Origin of the sequence: Pseudomonas sp. MM211 (assembly GCF_020386635.1) — a bacterium.
GTDB lineage: Bacteria > Pseudomonadota > Gammaproteobacteria > Pseudomonadales > Pseudomonadaceae > Aquipseudomonas.
On the sequence record NZ_CP081942.1, the window covers coordinates 4,184,632 to 4,205,891 of the forward strand.

Annotated in this window: 22 protein-coding genes and 2 tRNA genes; 3 read left to right on the forward strand and 21 right to left on the reverse strand. The window is 60.2% G+C overall.

Annotated elements, in window-relative coordinates; translation table 11 throughout:
- Nucleotides 1-46: 46 nt before the first annotated feature.
- From K5Q02_RS19230 to K5Q02_RS19240, 3 genes are all read right to left on the reverse strand, one after another.
- Complete coding sequence (locus tag K5Q02_RS19230; RefSeq protein ID WP_225833255.1) at nucleotides 47-1,120, reverse strand: alpha/beta hydrolase family protein; 1,074 nt, start codon at nucleotides 1,118-1,120, stop codon at nucleotides 47-49.
- A 112-nt stretch (nucleotides 1,121-1,232) separates the two neighbouring features.
- Nucleotides 1,233-1,922, reverse strand: coding sequence for a hypothetical protein (locus tag K5Q02_RS19235; protein WP_225833258.1), 690 nt, complete (start codon nucleotides 1,920-1,922; stop codon nucleotides 1,233-1,235).
- Between the two features lie 116 nt (nucleotides 1,923-2,038).
- Nucleotides 2,039-3,136, reverse strand: coding sequence for an oxidoreductase (locus K5Q02_RS19240; RefSeq protein ID WP_225833261.1), 1,098 nt, complete (start codon nucleotides 3,134-3,136; stop codon nucleotides 2,039-2,041).
- 150 nt (nucleotides 3,137-3,286) lie between these two features.
- Here K5Q02_RS19240 and K5Q02_RS19245 point away from each other — a divergent pair, with 150 nt between their 5' ends.
- On the forward strand, nucleotides 3,287-3,853 hold the full coding sequence (locus tag K5Q02_RS19245; RefSeq protein ID WP_225833263.1) for a TetR/AcrR family transcriptional regulator: 567 nt from the start codon (nucleotides 3,287-3,289) through the stop codon (nucleotides 3,851-3,853).
- A 349-nt stretch (nucleotides 3,854-4,202) separates the two neighbouring features.
- On the opposite strand, the gene K5Q02_RS19250 is transcribed toward K5Q02_RS19245, so the two are convergent.
- The 13 genes from K5Q02_RS19250 to K5Q02_RS19310 all read right to left on the reverse strand — a co-directional run bounded on the left by K5Q02_RS19250 (nucleotide 4,203) and on the right by K5Q02_RS19310 (nucleotide 14,950).
- Nucleotides 4,203-4,279: transfer RNA gene (locus K5Q02_RS19250), tRNA-Pro, on the reverse strand.
- Nucleotides 4,280-4,370: 91 nt separating this feature from the next.
- A complete protein-coding gene (locus tag K5Q02_RS19255) occupies nucleotides 4,371-4,727 on the reverse strand; it encodes a MerR family transcriptional regulator (protein ID WP_225833265.1) in 357 nt (118 codons plus the stop codon).
- Entirely contained in the window at nucleotides 4,708-5,010 is a 303-nt protein-coding gene (gene ihfA / locus K5Q02_RS19260; RefSeq protein ID WP_013791841.1) for an integration host factor subunit alpha, read from the reverse strand. The genes K5Q02_RS19255 and ihfA overlap by 20 nt, the downstream gene beginning before the upstream one ends.
- Before the next feature lie 3 nt (nucleotides 5,011-5,013).
- Complete coding sequence (pheT, locus tag K5Q02_RS19265) at nucleotides 5,014-7,392, reverse strand: phenylalanine--tRNA ligase subunit beta (RefSeq protein WP_225833267.1); 2,379 nt, start codon at nucleotides 7,390-7,392, stop codon at nucleotides 5,014-5,016.
- Between the two features lie 46 nt (nucleotides 7,393-7,438).
- Nucleotides 7,439-8,455 (reverse strand): phenylalanine--tRNA ligase subunit alpha, encoded by a 1,017-nt coding sequence (gene pheS / locus K5Q02_RS19270; RefSeq protein WP_225833268.1) that lies wholly within the window; start codon nucleotides 8,453-8,455, stop codon nucleotides 7,439-7,441.
- A gap of 97 nt (nucleotides 8,456-8,552) precedes the next feature.
- Nucleotides 8,553-8,909, reverse strand: a complete 357-nt coding sequence (rplT, locus tag K5Q02_RS19275; RefSeq protein WP_225833270.1) for a 50S ribosomal protein L20 — start codon at nucleotides 8,907-8,909, stop codon at nucleotides 8,553-8,555.
- 27 nt (nucleotides 8,910-8,936) lie between these two features.
- The gene (gene rpmI / locus K5Q02_RS19280; RefSeq protein ID WP_042552869.1) at nucleotides 8,937-9,131 is read right to left on the reverse strand and encodes a 50S ribosomal protein L35; all 195 of its coding nucleotides are present in this window, start codon (nucleotides 9,129-9,131) and stop codon (nucleotides 8,937-8,939) included.
- A 60-nt stretch (nucleotides 9,132-9,191) separates the two neighbouring features.
- Complete coding sequence (gene infC, locus K5Q02_RS19285; protein ID WP_225839773.1) at nucleotides 9,192-9,743, reverse strand: translation initiation factor IF-3; 552 nt, start codon at nucleotides 9,741-9,743, stop codon at nucleotides 9,192-9,194.
- Nucleotides 9,743-11,665 (reverse strand): threonine--tRNA ligase, encoded by a 1,923-nt coding sequence (gene thrS, locus K5Q02_RS19290; RefSeq protein WP_225833273.1) that lies wholly within the window; start codon nucleotides 11,663-11,665, stop codon nucleotides 9,743-9,745. Before thrS ends, infC begins: the two co-directional genes overlap by 1 nt.
- A 290-nt stretch (nucleotides 11,666-11,955) precedes the next feature.
- Nucleotides 11,956-12,032: transfer RNA gene (locus tag K5Q02_RS19295), tRNA-Val, on the reverse strand.
- Nucleotides 12,033-12,527: 495 nt separating this feature from the next.
- Nucleotides 12,528-13,487: a PA2778 family cysteine peptidase gene (locus K5Q02_RS19300; protein WP_225833275.1), complete on the reverse strand. Its 960-nt coding sequence runs from the start codon at nucleotides 13,485-13,487 to the stop codon at nucleotides 12,528-12,530.
- A complete protein-coding gene (locus tag K5Q02_RS19305) occupies nucleotides 13,472-13,873 on the reverse strand; it encodes a PA2779 family protein (RefSeq protein WP_042552865.1) in 402 nt (133 codons plus the stop codon). The genes K5Q02_RS19300 and K5Q02_RS19305 overlap by 16 nt, the downstream gene beginning before the upstream one ends.
- A gap of 183 nt (nucleotides 13,874-14,056) precedes the next feature.
- Complete coding sequence (locus tag K5Q02_RS19310) at nucleotides 14,057-14,950, reverse strand: LysR family transcriptional regulator (protein WP_225833277.1); 894 nt, start codon at nucleotides 14,948-14,950, stop codon at nucleotides 14,057-14,059.
- Between the two features lie 154 nt (nucleotides 14,951-15,104).
- Between K5Q02_RS19310 and dkgB the strand changes: the two genes are divergently transcribed.
- Nucleotides 15,105-15,908: a 2,5-didehydrogluconate reductase DkgB gene (gene dkgB, locus K5Q02_RS19315; protein WP_225833279.1), complete on the forward strand. Its 804-nt coding sequence runs from the start codon at nucleotides 15,105-15,107 to the stop codon at nucleotides 15,906-15,908.
- On the opposite strand, the gene arfB is transcribed toward dkgB, so the two are convergent.
- The 5 genes from arfB to K5Q02_RS19340 all read right to left on the reverse strand — a co-directional run bounded on the left by arfB (nucleotide 15,905) and on the right by K5Q02_RS19340 (nucleotide 19,378).
- The gene (gene arfB, locus K5Q02_RS19320; protein WP_225833281.1) at nucleotides 15,905-16,318 is read right to left on the reverse strand and encodes an alternative ribosome rescue aminoacyl-tRNA hydrolase ArfB; all 414 of its coding nucleotides are present in this window, start codon (nucleotides 16,316-16,318) and stop codon (nucleotides 15,905-15,907) included. The genes dkgB and arfB overlap by 4 nt on opposite strands.
- 82 nt (nucleotides 16,319-16,400) lie before the next feature.
- Nucleotides 16,401-17,198, reverse strand: coding sequence for an amino acid ABC transporter ATP-binding protein (locus tag K5Q02_RS19325; RefSeq protein WP_329959542.1), 798 nt, complete (start codon nucleotides 17,196-17,198; stop codon nucleotides 16,401-16,403).
- Nucleotides 17,195-17,857 (reverse strand): amino acid ABC transporter permease, encoded by a 663-nt coding sequence (locus K5Q02_RS19330; protein ID WP_225833283.1) that lies wholly within the window; start codon nucleotides 17,855-17,857, stop codon nucleotides 17,195-17,197. The genes K5Q02_RS19325 and K5Q02_RS19330 overlap by 4 nt, the downstream gene beginning before the upstream one ends.
- Complete coding sequence (locus K5Q02_RS19335; RefSeq protein WP_225833285.1) at nucleotides 17,854-18,501, reverse strand: amino acid ABC transporter permease; 648 nt, start codon at nucleotides 18,499-18,501, stop codon at nucleotides 17,854-17,856. The genes K5Q02_RS19330 and K5Q02_RS19335 overlap by 4 nt, the downstream gene beginning before the upstream one ends.
- A 10-nt stretch (nucleotides 18,502-18,511) precedes the next feature.
- Nucleotides 18,512-19,378, reverse strand: a complete 867-nt coding sequence (locus tag K5Q02_RS19340; RefSeq protein ID WP_225833287.1) for a transporter substrate-binding domain-containing protein — start codon at nucleotides 19,376-19,378, stop codon at nucleotides 18,512-18,514.
- A gap of 566 nt (nucleotides 19,379-19,944) precedes the next feature.
- On the opposite strand from K5Q02_RS19340, the gene K5Q02_RS19345 reads away from it, so the two are divergent.
- Entirely contained in the window at nucleotides 19,945-21,207 is a 1,263-nt protein-coding gene (locus K5Q02_RS19345) for an amidohydrolase/deacetylase family metallohydrolase (protein ID WP_225833290.1), read from the forward strand.
- Nucleotides 21,208-21,260 lie beyond the last annotated feature (53 nt).

A 21,260-nucleotide genomic window follows, 5' to 3' on the forward strand; every position in this document is an offset into this window, starting at 1 on the left:
GCCAAGCAGAACAGACCTGCCTCACGCCTACGCCTGGCGCCCTACTTCATAGCGTGAAACTGGGGCTTGGTGCACATACCAGGATGCTTTGCCAGTTGGTTTGCCAGCGTGCGAGCGCTGCTCCGTCACGCTTGAAGATCAAGTCGAGGAACGCCAGGGTGAGATCTGCAGTGGCAACCTTCACCTTGGGATTGAGCGATGGGCCGCCGGTGAGTGACCGGTCGGTGAACATGCTGTGGGAGCCACCCTGAAATACGGCAAGCAACTTATGCGGATGGGCGATCGCATCGAAGATGGCCAGTCGATCTTCCACCCCAGAGTGATAACCCGGAATCTCGATCGTGTCGTCGGTCGAGGTGACGTGGATGGTCGGAACCGACACCTTGCTCAGCACCGCTTTCAGATCGGACTCACCGTAGAACGGCGGTGCCGAGATAACGACGGCCGCAGAGAAGCGCGAGTCCAGGCAGTTAATGGTCTGGCCGTTTCTGATGACCTCCGCACCAACCGTGAGCAGCATGGTATTGGCGCCGTACGAATGGCCCGCCGCGACGAGGCGCTGGCGGTCTACCGCAGCACCACGGCTGCCAGTTTCGTCGGAGAGCATCCGATCAAGCGCGAAACGCACATCGCCGGCACGTGCGATGGCCTCCTCCTCCCGAGCCGCAGCCTGCAAACGACCAACCACACCGAACGGGTTACCCTTCCAAAGTTGCACGTCACTGCCGACATGCTGGACATGCAGACTGGCGACACCACGGGTCGACCAGTGCTTACCGAGGTAGCTGTAGCCTTGCCGAGAACCGCCGATGCCATGGGAGAACACCACCAATGGCACCGACGCGTCAGGCGCGATACCGGTTGGCCAGTAAAGACGCGCTGGCACCGACCGCGATCGAGCATGATCGACCCAGTCGAAATCAGTCACCAGATAAGGTGGTTCGGAGCCTTGAGCCCTTACCGCCGGATGCAAGGCCAAGAGCCCCATCAGCAGCATGGCATTCACTTGCCGCCGTCCCATGTTCACGCGCATTTCTGGCGGCAACGTGTTCAGCGCAATGCCGCACACCTCAGTCGTGCGGTCATCGTCGACGGGCCTGCATTCTGGGATATCGCTCATAAGACTCCTGGGTTCAAACCCGCGCAGCTTTGACTGAAAGAACTTGGCCTAGGCGAAGATTCGCGGATGCTCTGCGCCAGATGCGTACGAGCTGCGTGGGCGGTATCGAACATCAATGAACACAACCCAGTCGGGTTGATTGCTCACCAAGCGAAGTCAGATGCTTTTGCGCCTCGTTGGAGGAAAAGGCAGCTCGACCGTAGCGGGCTGCCACGACGAAGGGCACAACAGCGTTCCAGGAATCACTCTTGGCTTGGTCGGCAGCGGCCTTCCACACACGCCCGTCCTCTGCCTGCACGGCCAACTCCGCACAAGACAGCGCCGCGAACTGCGCCTCGGCTACCGTGCTTTTGGGCGCCTGAGCGCACGCACTCAAGAGCACAGGAAATACCAACCAGGTTGATAAGCGAGCGGGTAATTTCATCTTCGCGCCGGCAGGACGAGCGAGCCTGGCAAGTGGTCGTACTGACAGGTTCATTCTGTGCTTCCAATAGCCATGGGTTAGTTTTCGTGCCTTGGTAGGGTCTGGTCTCATCTGTCGTGAGCGGGTGTCCAACCAACCGAACAGCGGGCTCACCGCCAGCGTGACAACGGCGGTGCCGATGAACAGCCAGCGAATGTTTTCGATTCCACCCTCCATGCCCAGGGCGTCACGCGCAGGGCGCAGCACCATCAGCGCGGTCAGCACGAAGAAGAAAAACAGGGCCGCGATCAGCACCGGCCCGAACTCCTCACGACGAAGGTTAAGCAGCGATTGCAGCAAGCGGGGACGGCGCGATACGGATGTCGTGGTTCGGCTCATGAAGAGAAGATCCTGTACCGGAGCGCGTCGGCGCCGGAGACGAGAGTTGTGATCGGGTCAGTCCTGATCGCAGCAGCGGCCGTACTGCTGCCGAACGCGACGGATCAGCGAAGCCGCTACGGAAACTGCGTGCCGCTGAGCTCTTCGCTGAGAGCCCAAAGGCGCCCGGTTGTATCGGCATCCGTGGCAGCGGGGGGCACTTTGGCAAAGCCAAGTGGGCCACGGGTTTCCATCATGCCGGTGGGGCCGTAGTAGGCTCCGCCTTGCGCATCCACAGCGGTGGCGGCATAGAGCGTCGGCAACGCGCCCTGGTCGGCCGGCTGGAACAGAAACGTCAAGTTGCGTCGCACGAACCCTGACACGCCGCCGCGGTTCATCAACAGGTTGGTGCGCGAAACTCCGGGGTGAGACGCGATGCTCTGTATCCCCCACCCACCTACATCGCTGCGACGTTGCAGTTCACGCGCGAACATCAGACAGGCCAGCTTCGATTGGCTATAAGCAGCCATTGAATCGTAGGCTCGCTCGAACTGCATATCCTCGAAGTGGATGGCGCCGCCGCGGGCAGCAGCAATGCTGGACAAGGTGACGACGCGGGGGGAATCAGCCTTCTGCAACAACGGCAGCAGCTCTGCGGTCAGGGCAAAGTGCCCCAGATAGTTGACGGCAAACTGCATCTCGAATCCGTCCGCCGATGTAATGCGCTCCGGCGGCTCCATAATGCCCGCATTGTTGATCAAGCCATCGAGGCGGGGCAGTGTCGCGTTGAGGTACTCGCTAAACGCGCGGATCGACGCCAAGTCGGCCAGATCGAGCGCCTCGAAGCGCACCTGCGCGTCGGGCGTTTGCAGGCGGATGTTCCTGATCGCCTCCTCGCCCTGCCTCGCATCACGCGCTGCAATAACGACCTGCGCGCCCGCGCCCGCCAGAGCCTTGGCGCTCTCATACCCGATACCACTCGTGCCGCCGGTGACGAGGAAGATGCGCCCCTTCTGAGAAGGTATGTCGGTAAAACTCCAATCAGGCTTGGGCGAGCTCTGAGCAATCGAATCGCCTGCGGCACTGGCAGAGATCACGAGCAAACCAAGAGCGGCGAGACCGTTTCGCCAGCGAGAATACAGAGGGCGTGCCTTGAAACTTAAGGTCGCAACTCGAGTGGCGGCTACAGTGCGGGAGCGCCAAGTGGGGGTTTTGAAGACTGTCCAGTTAGCCATGATCTTTGCCTTGCTGGGGGAAGGAAGGTAAGCTGGGTGCACATATTAGCGCACTGAGTGCAAAATTTAATGCACTCAGTGCATCAATGCAATAGGCCATTCAAAATGTCGGAAATCCGTCCCCCCTCAGCAATGGAACCCGCTGAGGGCTTGCGCGAACGCAAGCGCCGCGAAACACGTCAGCGTATCGCCGAAGTCGCGTTGCACTTGTTCCTTGCCGATGGCTACGACGACACGACGCTGGACGCTATCGCGGCAGGAGCTGGCATTTCGCGCCGCACCTTCTTTTCGTATTTCAAGTCGAAAGACGACGTCATCCTCTTCGGACTGGACGCCGATTCGGCCATGCTGATTGCCGATCTGCTCACTACCTCACCCGACGTAGCGCCGTTGGATGCCGTTCGAGATGTGATGGTGAAGCGCATTGCGCGCTACACAAGCGAGGAAATGATCGCTATCGACAACCTCATGATGTCGAGCGAATCCCTGCTTGCACGCAAGCAGGCGCACTACGCGCAACAGGAACGGTCGCTCTTCAACGCACTGTGCGAGGTCTGGCGGCAGCCCGAGCGCCGTCCAGCGCTGCGGATAGTGGCCATGGTTTCCGTCGGTGCGATGAGAGTCGCACTCGCGTCCTGGAGAGAGCAGACCGGCCAGCGAAAGCCGGCGGCTGAATTCCTGCGAGATGCTTTCGAGAGTTTGCGGACAGAGCTCTGACTAGGTACTCGGTGTAGCGAGGCCGACAACGCCAAGAGTGTTCTCTGCGCCCCGCTCCACCTGGATTCGCTTCGATCCGGGTCACGGCCTCAAGCACGCCTTTGGAGGTGAACTTCGTGTAGCTGCCACTACGGAAGAAGGCGGGAAGGCGCTGACAGCAAAACCCAAAACCACTTGCCTTACTCAGCCGCCGAGCAGGCAAGCTGATCGGTGAAACCAATCGACTACCCACTCGTACGAGTCGGCCCTAGCAACTTTAGGGAAAATGACAGGCTGGAAAAGTCACGCAAAAGTCCCGAAAACAAAAAAGCCCGATCATTTCTGATCGAGCTTCGATGTTGGGATTATTTGGTCGGGACGGAGTGATTCGAACACTCGACCCCTTGCACCCCATGCAAGTGCGCTACCGGGCTGCGCTACGCCCCGACTGGTGTTGCGGGTGCCTTTGGCGTTAGCCGAAAGCGGGAGAAACTATAAACTAAGCATATGAATTACGGAAGGTTTTTCTTCGCGAAAATCATTTGCGCAGGACGATGAGAACATCTTCCAGCTCGGCGATCATCTGCTTGATGAGTTGCTTGTACTGGGTGTTGTCGTCCTTGGCTTCGTCGCCGGTCAGGCGCAGTCGTGCACCGCCGATGGTGAAACCCTGGTCGTACAACAAGGCGCGGATCTGGCGGATCATCAGCACATCCTGGCGCTGATAATACCGACGGTTGCCGCGACGCTTTACCGGGTTGAGCTGCGGAAACTCCTGCTCCCAATAACGAAGCACGTGCGGTTTCACCGCACAGAGTTCACTGACCTCGCCGATGGTGAAGTACCGCTTGCCGGGTATGACAGGCAGTTCGTCGTTATGACTTGGTTCCAGCATAAGCTTCAACTCTGGCTTTAAGCTTCTGGCCGGGGCGGAAAGTCACTACACGGCGGGCCGTGATCGGGATTTCCTCCCCTGTTTTTGGATTACGACCGGGGCGCTGACGCTTATCGCGCAGATCGAAGTTACCGAAGCCTGAGAGCTTCACCTGCTCATTGAGTTCCAAAGCCTGGCGGATTTCTTCGAAGAAGAGTTCCACCAGCTCCTTGGCTTCTCGCTTGTTCAGGCCCAGCTCATCGTACAGACGTTCGGCCATCTCAGCTTTCGTCAGTGCCCCCATACGCTAGTTCCTTAACGTGGCGTTGAACCTTTGTTCCAGGGAGGTGAGGATATTCTGGGTTGCGCTGCTCACCTCATCGTCATTCAGAGTGCGCGATGGATGCTGCCAGGTCAAGCCAACGGCGAGGCTTTTTCTAAGCGGATCAATGCCTTTACCGTGATAAACATCAAACAACCTGAGGTCGGTCAGCCATTCACCAGCCTGCTCACGAATATCGGCCAGCAGATGCTGGGCCGGTACTTCGCGATCTACCAGCAAAGCCAGGTCGCGGCGCACTTCGGGGAAGCGCGACAGCTCTTTGAATGCCGGCATGCGGCCCTGGGTGATTTCACTCAACACCAGCTCGAACAGGAACAGCGGCTGATCGAGGCCGAGGGTCTTGGCCAGCTCCGGGTGGATGGCACCTACGTAACCGACCAGCCGCCCTTCCCGCTCGATGCGTGCGGTCTGGCCCGGATGCAGGGCACTGTGCTCGCCCGGCACGAAGCTGAAACTGCCGATATCGCCGGCTGCAGCCAGCAGGGCTTCGACGTCTGCCTTGGCATCGAAGAAGTCAACGCCATCACGGCCATGGGCCCAGCTCTCCGGCAGACGGCTGCCGGTGATCACGCCAGCGAGCATCGGCTCTTGCTTGAGTTCGTCCAGCTGGCCAACGAAACGCAGGCCGCTTTCGAACAGGCGCACGCGCGGCTGCTGACGATTGAGGTTGTGCTCCACGGCCTTGACCAGGCCCGGCCACAACGAGGCGCGCATGGCGGCCATGTCGGCGGAGATCGGGTTGGCCAGGGTCAGCGGCTGCACGCCCGGGCTGAACAGCTCGAACAGCTTGGGATCGATGAAGCTGTAGGTGATCGCTTCCTGGTAACCGCGGGCCACCAGCAGGCGACGCAGCACCGGCAAGTCAGCCACGGCCTCGGCCTTGGTCTGCGGCGCCAGGCGCGCTTGCGGGTAGCGAACCGGCAGGCGGTTGTAGCCATACAGGCGTGCCAGCTCTTCGATCAGGTCGACTTCCAGGCTGATGTCGAAGCGGTGGCTCGGTACCTTGACCTGCCACTGCCCTGCCCCTTGGGCTTCGATACCCAGGCCCAGGGCCCCGAGCAGTTTGACGATCAGTTCGTCGTCGAGCTTGAGGCCGAGCATCTGCTCAACGCGCTCGGCACGCAGGCTGATCGGTGCGATGTCTGGCAATTGCGCTTCGGCTACTGCTTCGATGATCGGGCCGGCTTCGCCGCCGACGATTTCCAGCAGCAGCGACGTGGCGCGCTCCATGGCTTCGCGGGCCAGTTGCCAGTCCACGCCACGCTCGAAGCGGTGTGAGGAGTCAGTGTGCAGGCCGTATGAACGGGCCTTGCCAGCGACGGCAATGGTGTCGAAGAAGGCGCTTTCGAGGAACAGGTCACGGGTGCTGTCGCTGACGCCGCTGTGCTCGCCGCCCATCACGCCGGCGATGGCCAGGGCGCGTTCATGGTCGGCGATGACCAGCGTGTCGGCACGCAGGGTGACTTCCTGGCCGTCGAGCAGTACCAGCTTCTCGCCCTCTTCGGCCATGCGCACACGAATGCCACCCTGGATCACGTCGAGGTCGAAGGCGTGCATCGGCTGGCCGAGCTCGAGCATCACGTAGTTGGTGATGTCGACGGCGGCGTCGATGCTGCGTACGTCGGCGCGGCGCAGGCGCTCGACCATCCAGCGCGGGGTCGGCTTGGACAAGTCGACGTTGCGTACCACACGGCCCAGGTAACGCGGGCAAGCCTGAGTGGCCAGCACTTCGACTGGGCGCACTTCGTCGTGAGCCGGGGCAACTGCAGCAACCTGCGGGCGGGTTACCGGCACGTCGTACAGGGCGCCGACTTCACGGGCCAGACCGGCCAGCGACAGGCAGTCACCGCGGTTGGGGGTGAGGTCGACTTCGATGCTGACGTCGTTGAGTTCGAAGTACTCGCGGATGTCCTGGCCAACCGGCGCATCGGCTGGCAGCTCGAGCAGGCCGTCGTTGTCTTCGCTGATTTGCAGCTCGGAAGCCGAGCAGAGCATGCCGTTAGACTCGACGCCGCGCAGCTTGGCCTTCTTGATCTTGAAGTCGCCGGGCAGTTCGGCGCCGATCATGGCGAACGGAATCTTCAGGCCGGGGCGCACGTTGGGCGCGCCGCACACGACCTGAAAGGTTTCGCTGCCGTTGCTGACCTGGCACACGCGCAGTTTGTCGGCGTCTGGGTGCTGCTCGGTGCTCAGCACCTCGCCCACGATCACGCCGCTGAAGGCGCCGGCCACCGGGCTGACGCTGTCGACTTCGAGGCCGGCCATGGAGAGGCGCGCGACCAGTTCGTCACGGGAAACCTGCGGGCTTACCCAGCCACGCAGCCACTGTTCACTGAATTTCATACTGTCTGTTCTCCTGATCCGATTCGATTACAAAATGCGAGAGTTGCTAGCGAAATTGCGCCAGGAACCGCAGATCGTTATCGAAGAACAGCCGTAAGTCGTTCACCCCGTAGCGCAGCATGGCCAGGCGCTCGACGCCCATGCCGAAGGCGAAACCGGAGTATTTTTCCGGGTCGATGCCGGACATGCGCAGCACGTTCGGGTGCACCATGCCGCAGCCCATCACTTCCAGCCAGCCGGTCTGCTTGCACACACGGCAGCCTTTGCCGCTGCACATCACGCACTGCATGTCGACTTCGGCCGACGGCTCGGTGAACGGGAAGAAGGAAGGACGGAAACGCACGCCCAGGGGCTTCTCGAAGAACACGCGGAGGAATTCCTCGATGGTGCCCTTGAGGTCGGCGAAGCTCACACCCTCGTCGACCAGCAGGCCTTCGACCTGGTGGAACATCGGCGAGTGGGTGATATCGGAATCGCAACGGTACACGCGGCCCGGGCAGACGATACGAATCGGCGGCTGCTGGGATTCCATGGTGCGAACCTGTACCGGCGAGGTGTGGGTGCGCAGCAGCATGTTGGCGTTGAAATAGAAAGTGTCGTGCATGGCACGCGCCGGGTGGTGGCCCGGAATGTTGAGCGCCTCGAAGTTGTGGTAGTCGTTCTCCACTTCGGGGCCTTCGGCGATACCGTAACCAATGCGCGTAAAGAATTGCTCGACGCGCTCCAGGGTACGGGTAACCGGGTGCAGACCACCCGATGCCTGGCCACGGCCCGGCAGGGTGACATCGATACGTTCAGCGGCGAGCTTGGCGCTCAGCGCGGCCGATTCGAGAATGTCCTTGCGGCTGTTGAGGGCGTCCTGGACGCGCTCCTTGGCCGAGTTGATCAGAGCGCCCGCTTTGGGACGTTCTTCGGCAGACAGGTTGCCCAGAGTCTTCATCACCTGGGTCAGTTCGCCCTTCTTGCCCAGATAGTGAACCCGCAGTTGCTCCAGGGCGTTCACATCGTCGGTGTGGCTGACGGCCTCAAGCGCTTGCGAGACCAGCACATCCAGATTTTCCATTTACAGACTCCAGATACGAAACAGGGGAAGAGCTTGAAGGCTCTTCCCCTATTGGTGACGTTTAGCACCGGGCCGAAACCCGGTGATTGTCGGGGACTTAAGCCAGTACGGCTTTCGCTTTCTCGACAATCGCAGCAAACGCCGCTTTTTCGTTCACTGCCAGATCAGCCAGAACCTTACGGTCGATTTCGATCGACGCTTTTTTCAGGCCAGCGATGAAACGGCTGTAGGACAGACCGTTGACGCGAGCACCAGCGTTGATACGAGCGATCCACAGAGCGCGGAACTGACGTTTTTTCTGACGACGGTCACGGTAGGCATATTGACCAGCCTTGATGACAGCCTGCTTGGCAACACGGAATACGCGCGAACGTGCACCGTAGTAGCCTTTAGCGAGTTTCAGAATTTTTTTGTGACGAGCACGAGCGATAACGCCACGTTTAACACGAGCCATGAGTTATTTCCTCTATCTTGACCGAGATTAACGAACGCGCAGCATGCGCGCGACCTTTGCAACGTCAGACGGATGCACCATGGTGCTACCGCGCAGGTGACGCTTACGTTTGGTCGACATCTTGGTCAGGATGTGGCTCTTGAAAGCGTGTTTGTGCTTGAAGCCGGTGGCGGTTTTCAGGAAACGCTTAGCCGCACCGCTTTTGGTTTTCATCTTTGGCATGTTCGGATACTCCGCATTCAGTTGATATAGATAACCATAAGGCCTGCCGTGCCCTGGAGGTTACTTCTTGCGTTTGGGAGCGATGACCATCATCAGTTGGCGTCCTTCCATCTTAGGATGCTGTTCGACGGTACCGTGTTCGGCGAGGTCAGCTTCGACCCGCTTCAACAGTTCCATACCCAGCTCCTGGTGGGCCATCTCACGACCACGGAATCTCAAAGAGATCTTGGCCTTGTCCCCTTCCATCAGGAAACGTACCAGGTTGCGAAGTTTTACCTGGTAATCCCCATCTTCCGTCCCTGGACGAAACTTGATTTCTTTAATCTGCTGCTGGTGCTGGTTCTTCTTGGCAATCGCTGCCTGCTTCTTCTTTTCGAAGAGGTGCTTGCCGTAATCCATGATCCGGCAAACCGGCGGCAATGCATCAGCAGAAATTTCCACCAGATCCAGCTTGGCGTCTTCGGCTATTTTAAGCGCTTCTTCAATAGAGACGATGCCAATCTGCTCGCCTTCAGCGCCAATTAACCGAACCTCGCGTGCCGAGATATTCTCGTTGATCGGGGCCTTCGGTGCAGCTCGTTTATCTTGTCTCATTTCACGCTTAATAATAATTACTCCAAATCTTGGCGACCGCGCCGGGAAACCGCTTGTGCGAGCAACTCATTGAATTGGGCGACGGGCATGGAGCCCAGGTCAGCACCTTCACGGGTACGCACAGCGACAGTTTGCGTCTCGACTTCGCGATCCCCGATGACTAGCAGATAGGGGACCTTGAGCAAAGTATGCTCGCGGATTTTAAAGCCTATCTTCTCGTTCCTCAAGTCGGACTTGGCACGATAGCCGCTTTGAGTGAGTGATTTTTCCACTTCGAGGGCAAAATCGGCCTGTTTATCGGTGATATTCATGATCACTGCCTGGGTTGGCGCCAGCCATGCCGGAAAGGCACCCTCGTAGTGTTCGATGAGAATTCCGATGAAACGCTCGAAGGAACCGAGAATCGCGCGATGCAGCATGACCGGGATCTTGCGGCTGTTGTCTTCGGAAACGTAGCTCGCTTCCAGACGCTGCGGCATGTTCGGGTCGTACTGCAGGGTGCCGCACTGCCAGGCACGGCCGAGGCAGTCGAGCAGGGTGAATTCGATCTTCGGACCGTAGAACGCGCCTTCGCCCGGCAGGTATTCCCACGGCAGGCCAGCGTCATTCAGGGCGTCGGCGAGGGCTTTCTCGGCGCGATCCCAGAAGGCGTCGTCGCCAACACGCTTGGGCGGACGAGTGGAAAGCTTCATCTTGATGTCGCTGAAGCCGAAGTCCGAATAGACCTGCAGAGTCAGCTTGATGAAGTCGGCCGCTTCCTTCTTCACCTGTTCTTCGGTGCAGAAGATGTGCGCGTCGTCCTGAGTGAAGCCGCGCACACGCATGATGCCGTGCAGGGCACCGGATGCTTCGTTGCGGTGGCAAGAACCGAACTCGGCCAGACGCAACGGCAGCTCGCGGTAGCTCTTCAGGCCCTGGTTGAAGATCTGCACGTGGCACGGGCAGTTCATCGGCTTGATCGCGTAGTCGCGGCTTTCCGACTCGGTGGTGAACATGTTGTCGGCGTAGTTGCCCCAGTGCCCGGACTTCTCCCACAGCACACGGTCGACGACCTGCGGGGTACGGACTTCCTGGTAACCGTTTTCACGCTGCACACCGCGCATGTACTGCTCGAGCACCTGATAGATGGTCCAGCCATTGGGGTGCCAGAACACCATGCCCGGCGCTTCTTCCTGGGTGTGGAAGAGATCGAGGCGCTTGCCGATCTTGCGGTGATCGCGCTTCTCGGCTTCTTCGATGCGCTGGATGTAGGCCGCCAGCTGCTTCTTGTCAGCCCAGGCAGTGCCGTAGATGCGCTGCAGCTGCTCGTTCTTGGCATCGCCACGCCAGTAGGCGCCGGACAGCTTGGTCAGCTTGAATGCCTTGAGGAAGCGAGTGTTAGGCACGTGCGGGCCGCGGCACATGTCCACGTACTCTTCGTGGTAGTACAGGCCCATGGCCTGCTCGTTCGGCATGTCTTCAACGAGGCGCAGCTTGTAGTCTTCGCTGCGCGAGGTGAACACGTCGATAACTTCAGCGCGCGGCGTCACTTTCTTGATGACGTCGTAGTCCTTGTCGATCAGCTCTTTCATGCGCGCTTCGATGGCGGTGACGTCATCGGGCGTGAAGGGACGCTCGTAGGCGATGTCGTAATAGAAGCCATCGTCGATCACCGGGCCGATAACCATGCGTGCAGTCGGGTACAACTGCTTGACTGCATGGCCGATCAAGTGAGCACAGGAGTGGCGGATGATTTCTACGCCCTCCGCATCCTTGGGCGTGATGATTTGCAGGGTCGCATCGGCTTCGATCAGGTCACAGGCGTCAACCAGACGGCCATCGACCTTGCCAGCGACGGTGGCTTTGGCCAGACCGGCACCAATGGATTGAGCCACCTCGAGTACGGATACCGGATGATCGAACGAACGCTGACTGCCGTCGGGAAGAGTAATGATAGGCATGGCGCTTCCTCTCCTAGTGGTGACCTCTACCAAAGGCCACATGGGTTGGGATGAGCCAGTAAGCGATCCATTGGCGTACCTGCCATACAGAGGCAGGAGCTGTTAGGCCAGCCAAGGAACCACAATCACTGGAAGGTGTAAAACGGTGGATGCTTGCAGAATCACGGACACCTGACAAGGCGCCCTAGAAAGCCTGGGAGAATCTCCCCAAATCGCGAACAGCACCCCGAAAGGCAAGAACCAGGAATCGCGATCAAAAAAAATGGCCGCCGAAGCGACCATTTAAAATTTGGTAGGCACAATTGGATTCGAACCAACGACCCCCACCATGTCAAGGTGGTGCTCTAACCAACTGAGCTATGTGCCTGCTGTGGGTGCGCATTTTACGTAGGCACGCTGAAGAGTCAATACCCTTTTTCGCTAACTGACTAAAAAAATTGAGTTTTTTGGATTTGAGGTGTGTAGCTGCCCTGCCCTCGCCGCCGTAACGCAAGCTCTTATTCCTGAGTATCGCTTCGCTCAACCCAGGCTAAGATGATGCGCATCGCCCTCGTAGGGTGGAAAACGCTTTTCTATTCCAGCACTGGGACAGCAATTGATCGTTCCTCACGCTCAGCGTGGGAATGCATCCTGGGACGCTCTGCGTCCCTGCGTCCCTGCGTCCCTGCGAGCCGGGAAGCGGGCGCGGAGCGCCCAAGCAGATGCTCCCACGCTGGAGCGTGGGAGCAATCAATCAACCTGACGGTGGGTGCAAGCTACGCGCGCCCATACGCCCTACAAGAGACAGTTCACGTGCGGTATGCACCAACCCCATACAAAACGGCGCTCTCGAGCGCCGTTTTGTTTTGCCAGATGAGATGGACTACTGGGCCGGGCACGCGGTGGGGGCGGTGCACTGGCCTGATGCGGTGCCTTGCTTGCCGATTACGGTGAAGCGCTTGTCGTCCGGGGCGATACGCTGGGCGCATTGGCGGGCGCTGGTGGCTTCGGCTTTGCAGCCGCGCTCATCGAGCACCTGAGACAGGTTGAACCAGCCTGCGGCGAAGTCCGACTGGCGGCTGACGCTTTCGCGTAACGCCGCTTCGGCACCGCGCAGATCACCACCGGCATAACGGCTATTGGCCAGGGCGAACCAGCCTACGGCCTGTTCCGGCCAACGCTGGGTGGCGGTTCGATAGGCGTGCTGGGCGACATCCTTGCGGCCAACCTCTTCCAAGTCAGCAGCGGCCTTGAGCCATACGGTCGGTTCGGCGGTCGCTGGCAGAGTATCTGGCGGCATGGTCACTACGGCCCAGCGGCTGCCTCGCGCCCAGGTCTTGTCGAACGCGGCGAAATCGGTCACCCAGCGGCGAGTGGTGCCAGAGCGCAGAATCAGCGTCTGCTCACGACGGTCGTAACCCACCACTACCGCGAAGTGCCACTGCGGGTACCAGTCGAAGGCCAGGTTCTGCAGCACCAGCACCGGGTTGCCGGCAGCCACTTCGGCCAGCAGCGCATCGAGCCTGGGCTTGAGCGGGTAAACGAGTAGATCGTGAGAACGCGCTGCTGCGACCATTTCCACCTGCAAGCTGCCTTCACGGCCAGGGATATAGACCTGATCCTGCAGGAAACCTGGGGTGGTCAGCACACCGCGCTGATTGAGCATGGTCGCCAAAGCGGCGGGGCCACACTGATAAGCGGTCTGCGGATAGAAGGGAACGCTGCTGAGCTCGACCCGCTCAGGCAGGCGCTCGGTCTCCGGTAAAAGTACCGGAGAGCTGGCGCACGCGCTGAGCAGGACGATCAGAAGTGAAGCGAGGAGCGGTCTTAGCGATTTATGCATTTCACGAAACTGAAGAGGTCTGTGGCGCAGAGCATATCGGTGATGATGAAGATCACCAAGAACAACACAATGATGCCGACCACACCGGCACCAGCCGGGGCTTCAGAGAGCTGTGCATTGAATTGCGACAGTTCGGCGCTGGTCAGGTTGTTGATGCGGTTTTCCACCTGATCACGCTCGACGCCCATGGCGAGCAGCTTTTCCTTGACCTGCTGATCGTCGAGCATCGACAGCAGCTGCTGACGGTCGACCTGCTGTTGCTGCTCGGTGAGCACTTCACCCGTACCGATCATCGCGGCATTGGCGAGTGGAACCTGGGCGATCATCAGGACATGGAACACTGCCAACATGGCAGCCAGACGACGAAAGAACGGGGACTTGGTCATTTTGGTATCTCCTTATCAACCATCATCCTAGACCCGTGTGGCACTCGGCCAGTTCCACCTATATATACGACCACTTGGACATGTGCTGCAGCCCAGGTAATCCGGGCACTCGGCCCGCGCCCGGCTTCAGCGAAAACCAGCCCGAATCACTCTGTATTTCACGCCTTTGCGAGCACGTGAAACTCAAAGCGTCTGGCCCAGCTCGCTGCTCAGATAATCAAGAAAACAGGTGATGCGTGACGTGAGTGCGGTGTTGCGGTAGTACACGGCATGGATCGGCTGGCGAATCTCCACGGTGTGCTCCGCGAGGATCTGCACCAGCTCGCCGCACGCACGGTCGCGGTGGGTCATGAAGTCCGCCAGGCAAACGATCCCTGCGCCGCTCAAGGCCAGTTGGCGTAGCGTCTCGCCACTGGAGGCCTGCAGGCTGGGCTCGATGGCGTAGCGGTCGCCGTGTTCATGGCGCAGCGGCCACAGGTTGAGGCTCTCCGGCTGGGTGAAGCCGAGCAGGCTGTGCTCACTCAGCGCCTCGACACTGGCGGGCACGCCCTGCTCCTGCAGATAAACCGGGCTGGCCAGCACGCGGATGCGATTGCTGCCCAGCGGCCGGGCATGCAGGGTGGAGTCGCGCAGCGGGCCGATGCGGATGGCCACGTCGGTGCGCTGTTCAATCAGGTCGATGATTTCATCGCTGCTGTGCAGCTCCAGCTGGATATTCGGGTAGCGCTCGCGAAAGCCTTTGACCAGCGGCACCACCGCATGCAGCACGAACGGCGCGGCAGCGTTGACGCGCAAGCGCCCGGCCGGCGTCTGCCTACGCACGCGCATCTGCTCCTCGGCCTCCTCGACACTGGCCACAATGCGCCGCGCCTGGGCGAGAAAGGCGTGGCCCTCCTCGGTCAGTTCCAGGCGCCGGGTGGTGCGCTGCAGCAACGTTACATCGAGCTTTTCTTCCAGTCGGCTGAGGGCACGGCTGATGCCCGAAGCGGTCTGCCCCAACTGCTGCGCGGCGGCGCTGATGGAGCCGCTGGCCACCACGGTGCTGAAGGCAAGGAGTTCGTCGAGAGTGGTTTTCATGGCGACCATTCGTGATTGCGGCGCAAATATGTTCTGCATGAAACGCGGTTTTTCCGCATAAGTCCACGGCACATACTGGCTCACGAATCCAGCGCAACAACCCTTGGGCATCGCTGTCAGCTACAGACAGCTGTCCATTCAACAGGAGACTTACATGCCACAGATTCCCGCCCTCGGCCTCGGCACCTTCCGCCTCAAGGATCAGCAGGTGATCGATTCGGTACGCACCGGCCTTGAGCTTGGCTACCGGCATATCGATACCGCACAGATCTACGGCAACGAAGCCGAAGTGGGCCAGGCCATCGCCGAAAGCGGCGTGCCGCGCAGCGAACTGTTCGTCACCACCAAGATCTGGACCGACAACCTGGGCGCCGACAAGCTGATCCCCAGCCTGGAAGAAAGCCTGCGCAAGTTGCGCCTCGATCAGGTCGACCTGACCCTGATCCATTGGCCATCGCCCAATGACGAACTGCAGGTGGCCGAATACATGGCAGCCCTGCTGGAGGCCAAGGCTGCTGGCCTGACCGCGCTGATCGGTGTGTCCAACTTCACCAACGCGCATCTTCAACAGGCAATGGAGGTGGTCGGCGCTGACCAGATCGCCACCCACCAGGTGGAAATCCACCCGTTCCTGCAGAACCGCAAGGTGGTGGAGTTCGCCCAGGAACACGGCGTGCACCTGACCGCCTACATGCCACTGGCCTACGGCAAGGTGATGACCGATCCGGTGATTCAGGACATCGCCGCCAAACACGCCGCCAATCCAGCACAGGTCGCACTGGCCTGGGCGCTACAGCAGGGTTTCGCGGTGATTCCGTCATCCACCAAACGGGCCAACCTGGAAAGCAACCTGGGCGCATTGAAGCTGACACTCAGCGAGCAGGACATGGCTGCCATCGCCAAGCTGGAGCGCGGTGAGCGACTGGCCAACCCGGGGTTCGCGCCGCACTGGGATTAGAAGTCGACCTTGCCCCTGCCCGCTTTGATCGCCCCGCGCTTGGTCTTGCCTTCCAGCCGACGCTTCTTGGAACCGAGGGTCGGCTTGGTCGGGCGGCGAGCCTTTTCGGTTTTGCCCGCAGAACGGATTAGCTCGGACAGGCGCTCCAGGGCGTCAGCGCGGTTCTGTTCCTGGGTGCGATATTGCTGCGCCTTGATGATCACCACGCCATCGGCAGTGATGCGGCTGTCACGCAGGGCCAGCAGCCGTTCCTTGTAGAACGGCGGCAGTGACGATGCCTGGCTGTCGAAGCGCAGGTGCATGGCGCTGGACACCTTGTTGACGTTCTGCCCGCCCGCGCCCTGGGCGCGGATGGCGGTGAGTTCGACTTCGTCGTCAGGCAGATGGATGCTGTTGGAAATGACCAGCATGGGGGTTCCGGCAATGAGCTGAGCCGCGCAGCATAACGCCTGAGCGTCGCCAGGCACCAGTGATCGCGGCCAACGATACAGCTCAGGCTCGCTGCCGGAACGGCGCCAGAAACTGCTGGGCGCGGGCCGTTTGCGGGGCACTGAAGAAGGCTTCCGGCAAGCCGCTTTCAACGATGTGGCCGCCATCCATGAAGATGATCCGGCTGGCGACCTGCCGGGCGAACTCCATTTCATGGGTGACGATCACCATGGTCGCACCCTCGGCGGCCAGATCGCGCATCACCTCCAACACCTCGCCGACCAGCATCGGGTCGAGGGCGCTGGTGGGTTCGTCGAACAACAGCACGTCCGGCTTCATGGCCAGCGCACGGGCAATGCCGACCCGCTGTTTCTGCCCGCCCGAGAGCCGCGACGGGAACATGTTGGCCTTGTCGGCAAGCCCGACTTTGGCGAGCAGCGCCATGGCCTCGTCATGCACCTCCTTGCGGTTGCGCTTCTGCACGTGCACCGGGGCTTCCATGATGTTGCCCAGTACGGTCAGGTGCGGCCACAGGGCGAAGTGCTGGAACACCATACCGATGCGCGAGCGCATCTGCGCCAGTTCGGCATCGCCGATCCGCGCGCCGCCCTTGTGTGCACCGAAGCGCTTGGAGTTGAGACGGATGCTGCCGGCGTCCGGCGTCTCCAGCCAGTTGATACAGCGCAGCAGGGTCGACTTGCCGCAGCCCGACGGCCCGAGCAGGCACAGCACTTCGCCACGCTCCAAATCCAGGGAGACATCTGCCAGTACGCGGTTGGCGCCAAAGGACTTGGACACGCCCTGCACCTGTAGCACCTTGGTCGTTGCGGGTGTATCCACGTTGTTCATAAGACTGCTCATGCGCGGCGCACCTCGGCGTAACGGGTAAATAGGTTGGTGAGCAATTCGATGGCCAGACAGATCACCCAGTACATCAGCACCGCCGACAGGAAGCTGGCGAAGGGAATGAAGTAGGTCGACTGAATGGCGTTGATCGCCGCCGTCAGCTCGGTCACGGCGATGATTCCCAGAAAGGCGCTGTCCTTGACGATCTGGATCATCTGGTTGCCGATCATCGGTGTCGCGCGCAGCAGCACCGGCGGCATGATGATGCGCCGCAGCAGGCCGAAGCCGTGGAAGCCGAACGCCCTGCCCGCCTCGATGGTGTCGTGGGGCAGATCCTTCCAGGCGCCCTTGAGGATGATCGCCATGTAGGCGGTGTTGTAGATGATCAGCGCGACGATGCCCGACACCCAGTTGCTCAGCTGGATACCCCCGGATGGCAGCCCGAAATAGATCAGGTACACCAGCAGCAGGAACGGCGTGCAGCGCATGCACTCGCAGTAGAACGAAGCGCTGCGACCAATGAACACGCGATTCGACATCAGCAGCGGAGTGAGCAGAATCCCCAGCAGCAGCGACACGCTACCGGCGATCAGGATGAACACCAGGGTGTTCATGAAGCCTTCCAGAATGGACGGATAGTGCTGCCAGACGGTGATGAAATCGCTGAGGTTCATACGGCGGCCTCCTGACCCTGGACGTTGCGCTCCAGGCGACGTTGCAGCCTGACCAGCAGAAAGATGATCGCCACGTACAGGCACAGCCCCACCAGCAACGGCGGCAATGGGTCATAGGTTCTGGCGCCCACGCGCTGGGCTGCACGGGTGATCTCGACCATGCCGATCACCGCGATGGCCGGGCTGGACTTCACCAGCATGGTCATCTCGTTGACCAGCCCGGGCAGGCTCGACTGCCAAACCTGGGGCAGCACGATGCGCATCACCCGCATGCGCCGCGGCATGCCGAAGGCAAGCGCCGCGTCGTACTGCTGTCGATCGAAGGCCAGCAAGGCCGCGCGCCATATCTCGCAGTTGAATGCAGCGGCGGTGACCGAAAGGGAAATCAGTGCGGCGAGCAGCGGGCTCAGCGAAATGCCGAACTGCGGCAGGCCGAAGTACACCAGCAGAATCAGGGTCACCGCAGGGCAGGATCTGATGATGCTGACGTAGACGAAGGCCAGTTGCCGGGCTACCGGGATCCGGGCCCAGCGCACCAGCGCCAGGCCCAGCCCCAGAGGAATGCCAATAACGATTCCTACCAGCGACACACCCACCGTGGCAAAGGCACCCTGCAGGATGCTCCAGTAGTCGTATGCATTCATGATGGCTTTATCAGTTCACGTTAAGCGGCATGTTCTCGAAGCGCACGCCCAACCATTTTTCCTGCAGGCGATACATCTCACCGCTTTCACGGATTTTCAGCAGTGCGTTGTTGATCACCTCAAGTACGCCATCGTTGCCTTTCTTGACGGCCCAGGCTTTGTGGCCAGGCTCACCGATCGGCTGCCCCAGCTCGAACACATCGCCACGCTCCTTGACCAGCGCACGCAAGGTCAGATCGGTATTGACCACTGCATCGATACGGCCTTGGGCCAGATCCTGATAAGCCTCGGGATAGCCGTGGTACTCCATGATTTTCTTCACGCCCTCGCCTTTGCTGGCCTTGAGTTTGGCGTCGAATGCCTTGAGTTCGGCCAGGAAGGCACTACCGGTTTCAGCGCCGACCACCTTGCCGATCAGGTCTTCAGCGGTCTTGATCGAGCTGCCCTTCTTAACCCCGTAGTAGGTCGCCGATTCAGCCGTTGGCGTGGTGTAGTCGAAGCTCTGCTTGCGTTCGGCGGTGACCATGACTGCAGACAGTGCCATGTCGAACTTGCCGCTGGTGACGCCGGAAAGGATGCCAGCCCAGGGCATGATCTGCTGACGCAGTTCCAGGCCGGTTTCCTTTTCCACCAAGTCCTTGAGTTCGTTGTCGTAGCCGGTCGACTTGCCGTTCTCCATGAATTCGAAGGGACGGTAGTCATCTTCAGTGGCGACCACGACGTAGCCCCGAGCCTTCACCTCTTCAGCGGTCATGGCCTGGCTGATGGATACGGCGCCGATGGTGGTCGCCAGTGCCAGCGCGATAGCCGAAAGAGATTTACCAACGTGCCCCTTGGCAACAGCCGTGGAGCAAATAAGGTCGCGAATTGCTGACATGCTGACTTCCTTCTAGTTATTGACGTTGACATCAATGCGGGCACGCAAAACCACGGCCGGCGCAGCACAAGGGTCAAAGCAAGTGGCATGCCATTTATTTTTTACGCTTAATAATCAAATATTTAATTAATTTTCAGGTTTTTTGATAGCTGAATCATGTGCATTGTTCGCCCCAACAGCGCTCGCGATATGGGTGGTATGCCACTTAAATGGGCGAGACTTCATTCACTCGAGCCCCTTGCCTGCAGTCACGTTCTGCTCGAGGCGAAGGCAGGCTTGCGCTCTAGCTGCGCATGAGCCCATTCAAGGGCGTATCACGCCTGCATCAAAACAAGGCACAAATAGGTGGCATACCCCACTTTAGTTCGTAAAGTGGCAATTTAGATTCGCCGCCAGCAACCATAAAGAGTGGTATACCCCGCTATAAATAAACTAATAAATCTATATTTATCAATATCTTGAGATTTAAATAGAAACTGGAATGGGATAAATGGCACAGCCGTTGCACCCTCTTGGGCATACCTCAACGCAGTGTTGGGTTCGCAACTAGTAGAAGGTGAAGAACAATGGCTGATGTGATCCTCAAAGGTGGTTACCTGATCGACCCCGCCCAGGGCTACGACGGGAATTTCGACATCGCCATCAGCAATGGTCGTATCGAGGCGATCACCGCGCCTGGCGCTGCCGGTGCGGCAACCACGGTGATCGATGTCAGCGGCAAGCTGGTTACGCCCGGCCTGATCGACACCCACGGCCACGTCTTCGAATACGTGACCGGCCGCTTCGGCCTGGATGCCGACCTCGCTGGCGTGCATTCGGGGGTGACCACCCTGATCGACCAGGGCGGGCCATCGTGCATGACGCTGCCGGCGTTCCGCGAGCATGTGGTCAAGGCCAAGAAAACCCGCGTATTCGCCTACCTGTCGGCCTATCTGGTCGGCGGCCTGGAGGGCCATTTCTACCCCAGCCTGTATACCCCGGAGTGCGTGGACGTCGACGCGACCGTGCGCGCGGCGCTGGCCAATACCGACATCATCAAGGGCTTCAAGGCCCACGCCGAACTGGGCGGTTTTGAACGCTGGGGCAGCGATGTGATGGCGATGAGCGCGGAGATCTCCCGGCGCGCCGGCATGCCGCTGTACATTCACTTCGGCCAGCTGTGGCCAAGCCCGGGAGACCCGAGCCCGGTGCATCCCGACTCGATCCTCGCCGATGTGGTGCCGATGCTCAAAGCTGGCGATATCCTCGCCCACCCGTTCTCCCGTCATCCGGGCGGCGTGGTCAGCGCCGACGGCAAGCTGCACCCCTTCATGACCCTGGCCAGGGACATGGGGCTGAAGGTGGATGTCGGTCACGGCTCGCACTTCAGCTTCCAGTGCGCGCGCATCGTTCTCGATGGCGGCGTGATTCCCGACACCCTCGGCGCCGACATGCACGGCTACAACACCCTGGTACCCGCGCCGCCGGGCACACCGAAAGAGCACTCGGATACCGAGCACATGTTCTTCGGCAAGCAGCGCTTCTCCATGGCCTCGGCGATGACCAGCATGCTGGCCCTGGGCTTGCACATCAACCATGTGGTGGCCATGGCCACCTGCAACCCGGTGGAGGTGTTCGGGCTGCCGAAAGACCTCGGCACCCTGGCCATCGGCAACCCGGCCGACATCAGCGTGCTCAACGATGAACGTGGGCGCTTCCAGTTGAAGGACAACGAAGGCACCGCCGCCTACAGCGACCGCCTGCTGACACCGGCGTTCTGCTTGAAAGATGGCGAGCGCTTCGACGCCGTCGCCTCGATCCTGCCGCCCTACTCCAGCTTTGCGGCGTGATTGAACACTGGGATCGCCCGCATGCGGGCTCCTACGGGGTATGCAGAAAATCG

What these genes read in the sequence shown, in the direction of transcription:
- K5Q02_RS19230 (WP_225833255.1), bottom strand. Translation starts at nt 1,120, where the DNA reads ATGAGCGATATCCCAGAATGCAGGCCCGTCGACGATGACCGCACGACT.
- K5Q02_RS19235 (WP_225833258.1), bottom strand. Translation starts at nt 1,922, where the DNA reads ATGAGCCGAACCACGACATCCGTATCGCGCCGTCCCCGCTTGCTGCAA.
- K5Q02_RS19240 (WP_225833261.1), bottom strand. Translation starts at nt 3,136, where the DNA reads ATGGCTAACTGGACAGTCTTCAAAACCCCCACTTGGCGCTCCCGCACT.
- K5Q02_RS19255 (WP_225833265.1), bottom strand. Translation starts at nt 4,727, where the DNA reads ATGCTGGAACCAAGTCATAACGACGAACTGCCTGTCATACCCGGCAAG.
- ihfA (WP_013791841.1), bottom strand. Translation starts at nt 5,010, where the DNA reads ATGGGGGCACTGACGAAAGCTGAGATGGCCGAACGTCTGTACGATGAG.
- pheT (WP_225833267.1), bottom strand. Translation starts at nt 7,392, where the DNA reads ATGAAATTCAGTGAACAGTGGCTGCGTGGCTGGGTAAGCCCGCAGGTT.
- pheS (WP_225833268.1), bottom strand. Translation starts at nt 8,455, where the DNA reads ATGGAAAATCTGGATGTGCTGGTCTCGCAAGCGCTTGAGGCCGTCAGC.
- rplT (WP_225833270.1), bottom strand. Translation starts at nt 8,909, where the DNA reads ATGGCTCGTGTTAAACGTGGCGTTATCGCTCGTGCTCGTCACAAAAAA.
- rpmI (WP_042552869.1), bottom strand. Translation starts at nt 9,131, where the DNA reads ATGCCAAAGATGAAAACCAAAAGCGGTGCGGCTAAGCGTTTCCTGAAA.
- thrS (WP_225833273.1), bottom strand. Translation starts at nt 11,665, where the DNA reads ATGCCTATCATTACTCTTCCCGACGGCAGTCAGCGTTCGTTCGATCAT.
- K5Q02_RS19300 (WP_225833275.1), bottom strand. Translation starts at nt 13,487, where the DNA reads ATGCATAAATCGCTAAGACCGCTCCTCGCTTCACTTCTGATCGTCCTG.
- K5Q02_RS19305 (WP_042552865.1), bottom strand. Translation starts at nt 13,873, where the DNA reads ATGACCAAGTCCCCGTTCTTTCGTCGTCTGGCTGCCATGTTGGCAGTG.
- K5Q02_RS19310 (WP_225833277.1), bottom strand. Translation starts at nt 14,950, where the DNA reads ATGAAAACCACTCTCGACGAACTCCTTGCCTTCAGCACCGTGGTGGCC.
- dkgB (WP_225833279.1), top strand. Translation starts at nt 15,105, where the DNA reads ATGCCACAGATTCCCGCCCTCGGCCTCGGCACCTTCCGCCTCAAGGAT.
- arfB (WP_225833281.1), bottom strand. Translation starts at nt 16,318, where the DNA reads ATGCTGGTCATTTCCAACAGCATCCATCTGCCTGACGACGAAGTCGAA.
- K5Q02_RS19325 (WP_329959542.1), bottom strand. Translation starts at nt 17,198, where the DNA reads ATGAGCAGTCTTATGAACAACGTGGATACACCCGCAACGACCAAGGTG.
- K5Q02_RS19330 (WP_225833283.1), bottom strand. Translation starts at nt 17,857, where the DNA reads ATGAACCTCAGCGATTTCATCACCGTCTGGCAGCACTATCCGTCCATT.
- K5Q02_RS19335 (WP_225833285.1), bottom strand. Translation starts at nt 18,501, where the DNA reads ATGAATGCATACGACTACTGGAGCATCCTGCAGGGTGCCTTTGCCACG.
- K5Q02_RS19340 (WP_225833287.1), bottom strand. Translation starts at nt 19,378, where the DNA reads ATGTCAGCAATTCGCGACCTTATTTGCTCCACGGCTGTTGCCAAGGGG.
- K5Q02_RS19345 (WP_225833290.1), top strand. Translation starts at nt 19,945, where the DNA reads ATGGCTGATGTGATCCTCAAAGGTGGTTACCTGATCGACCCCGCCCAG.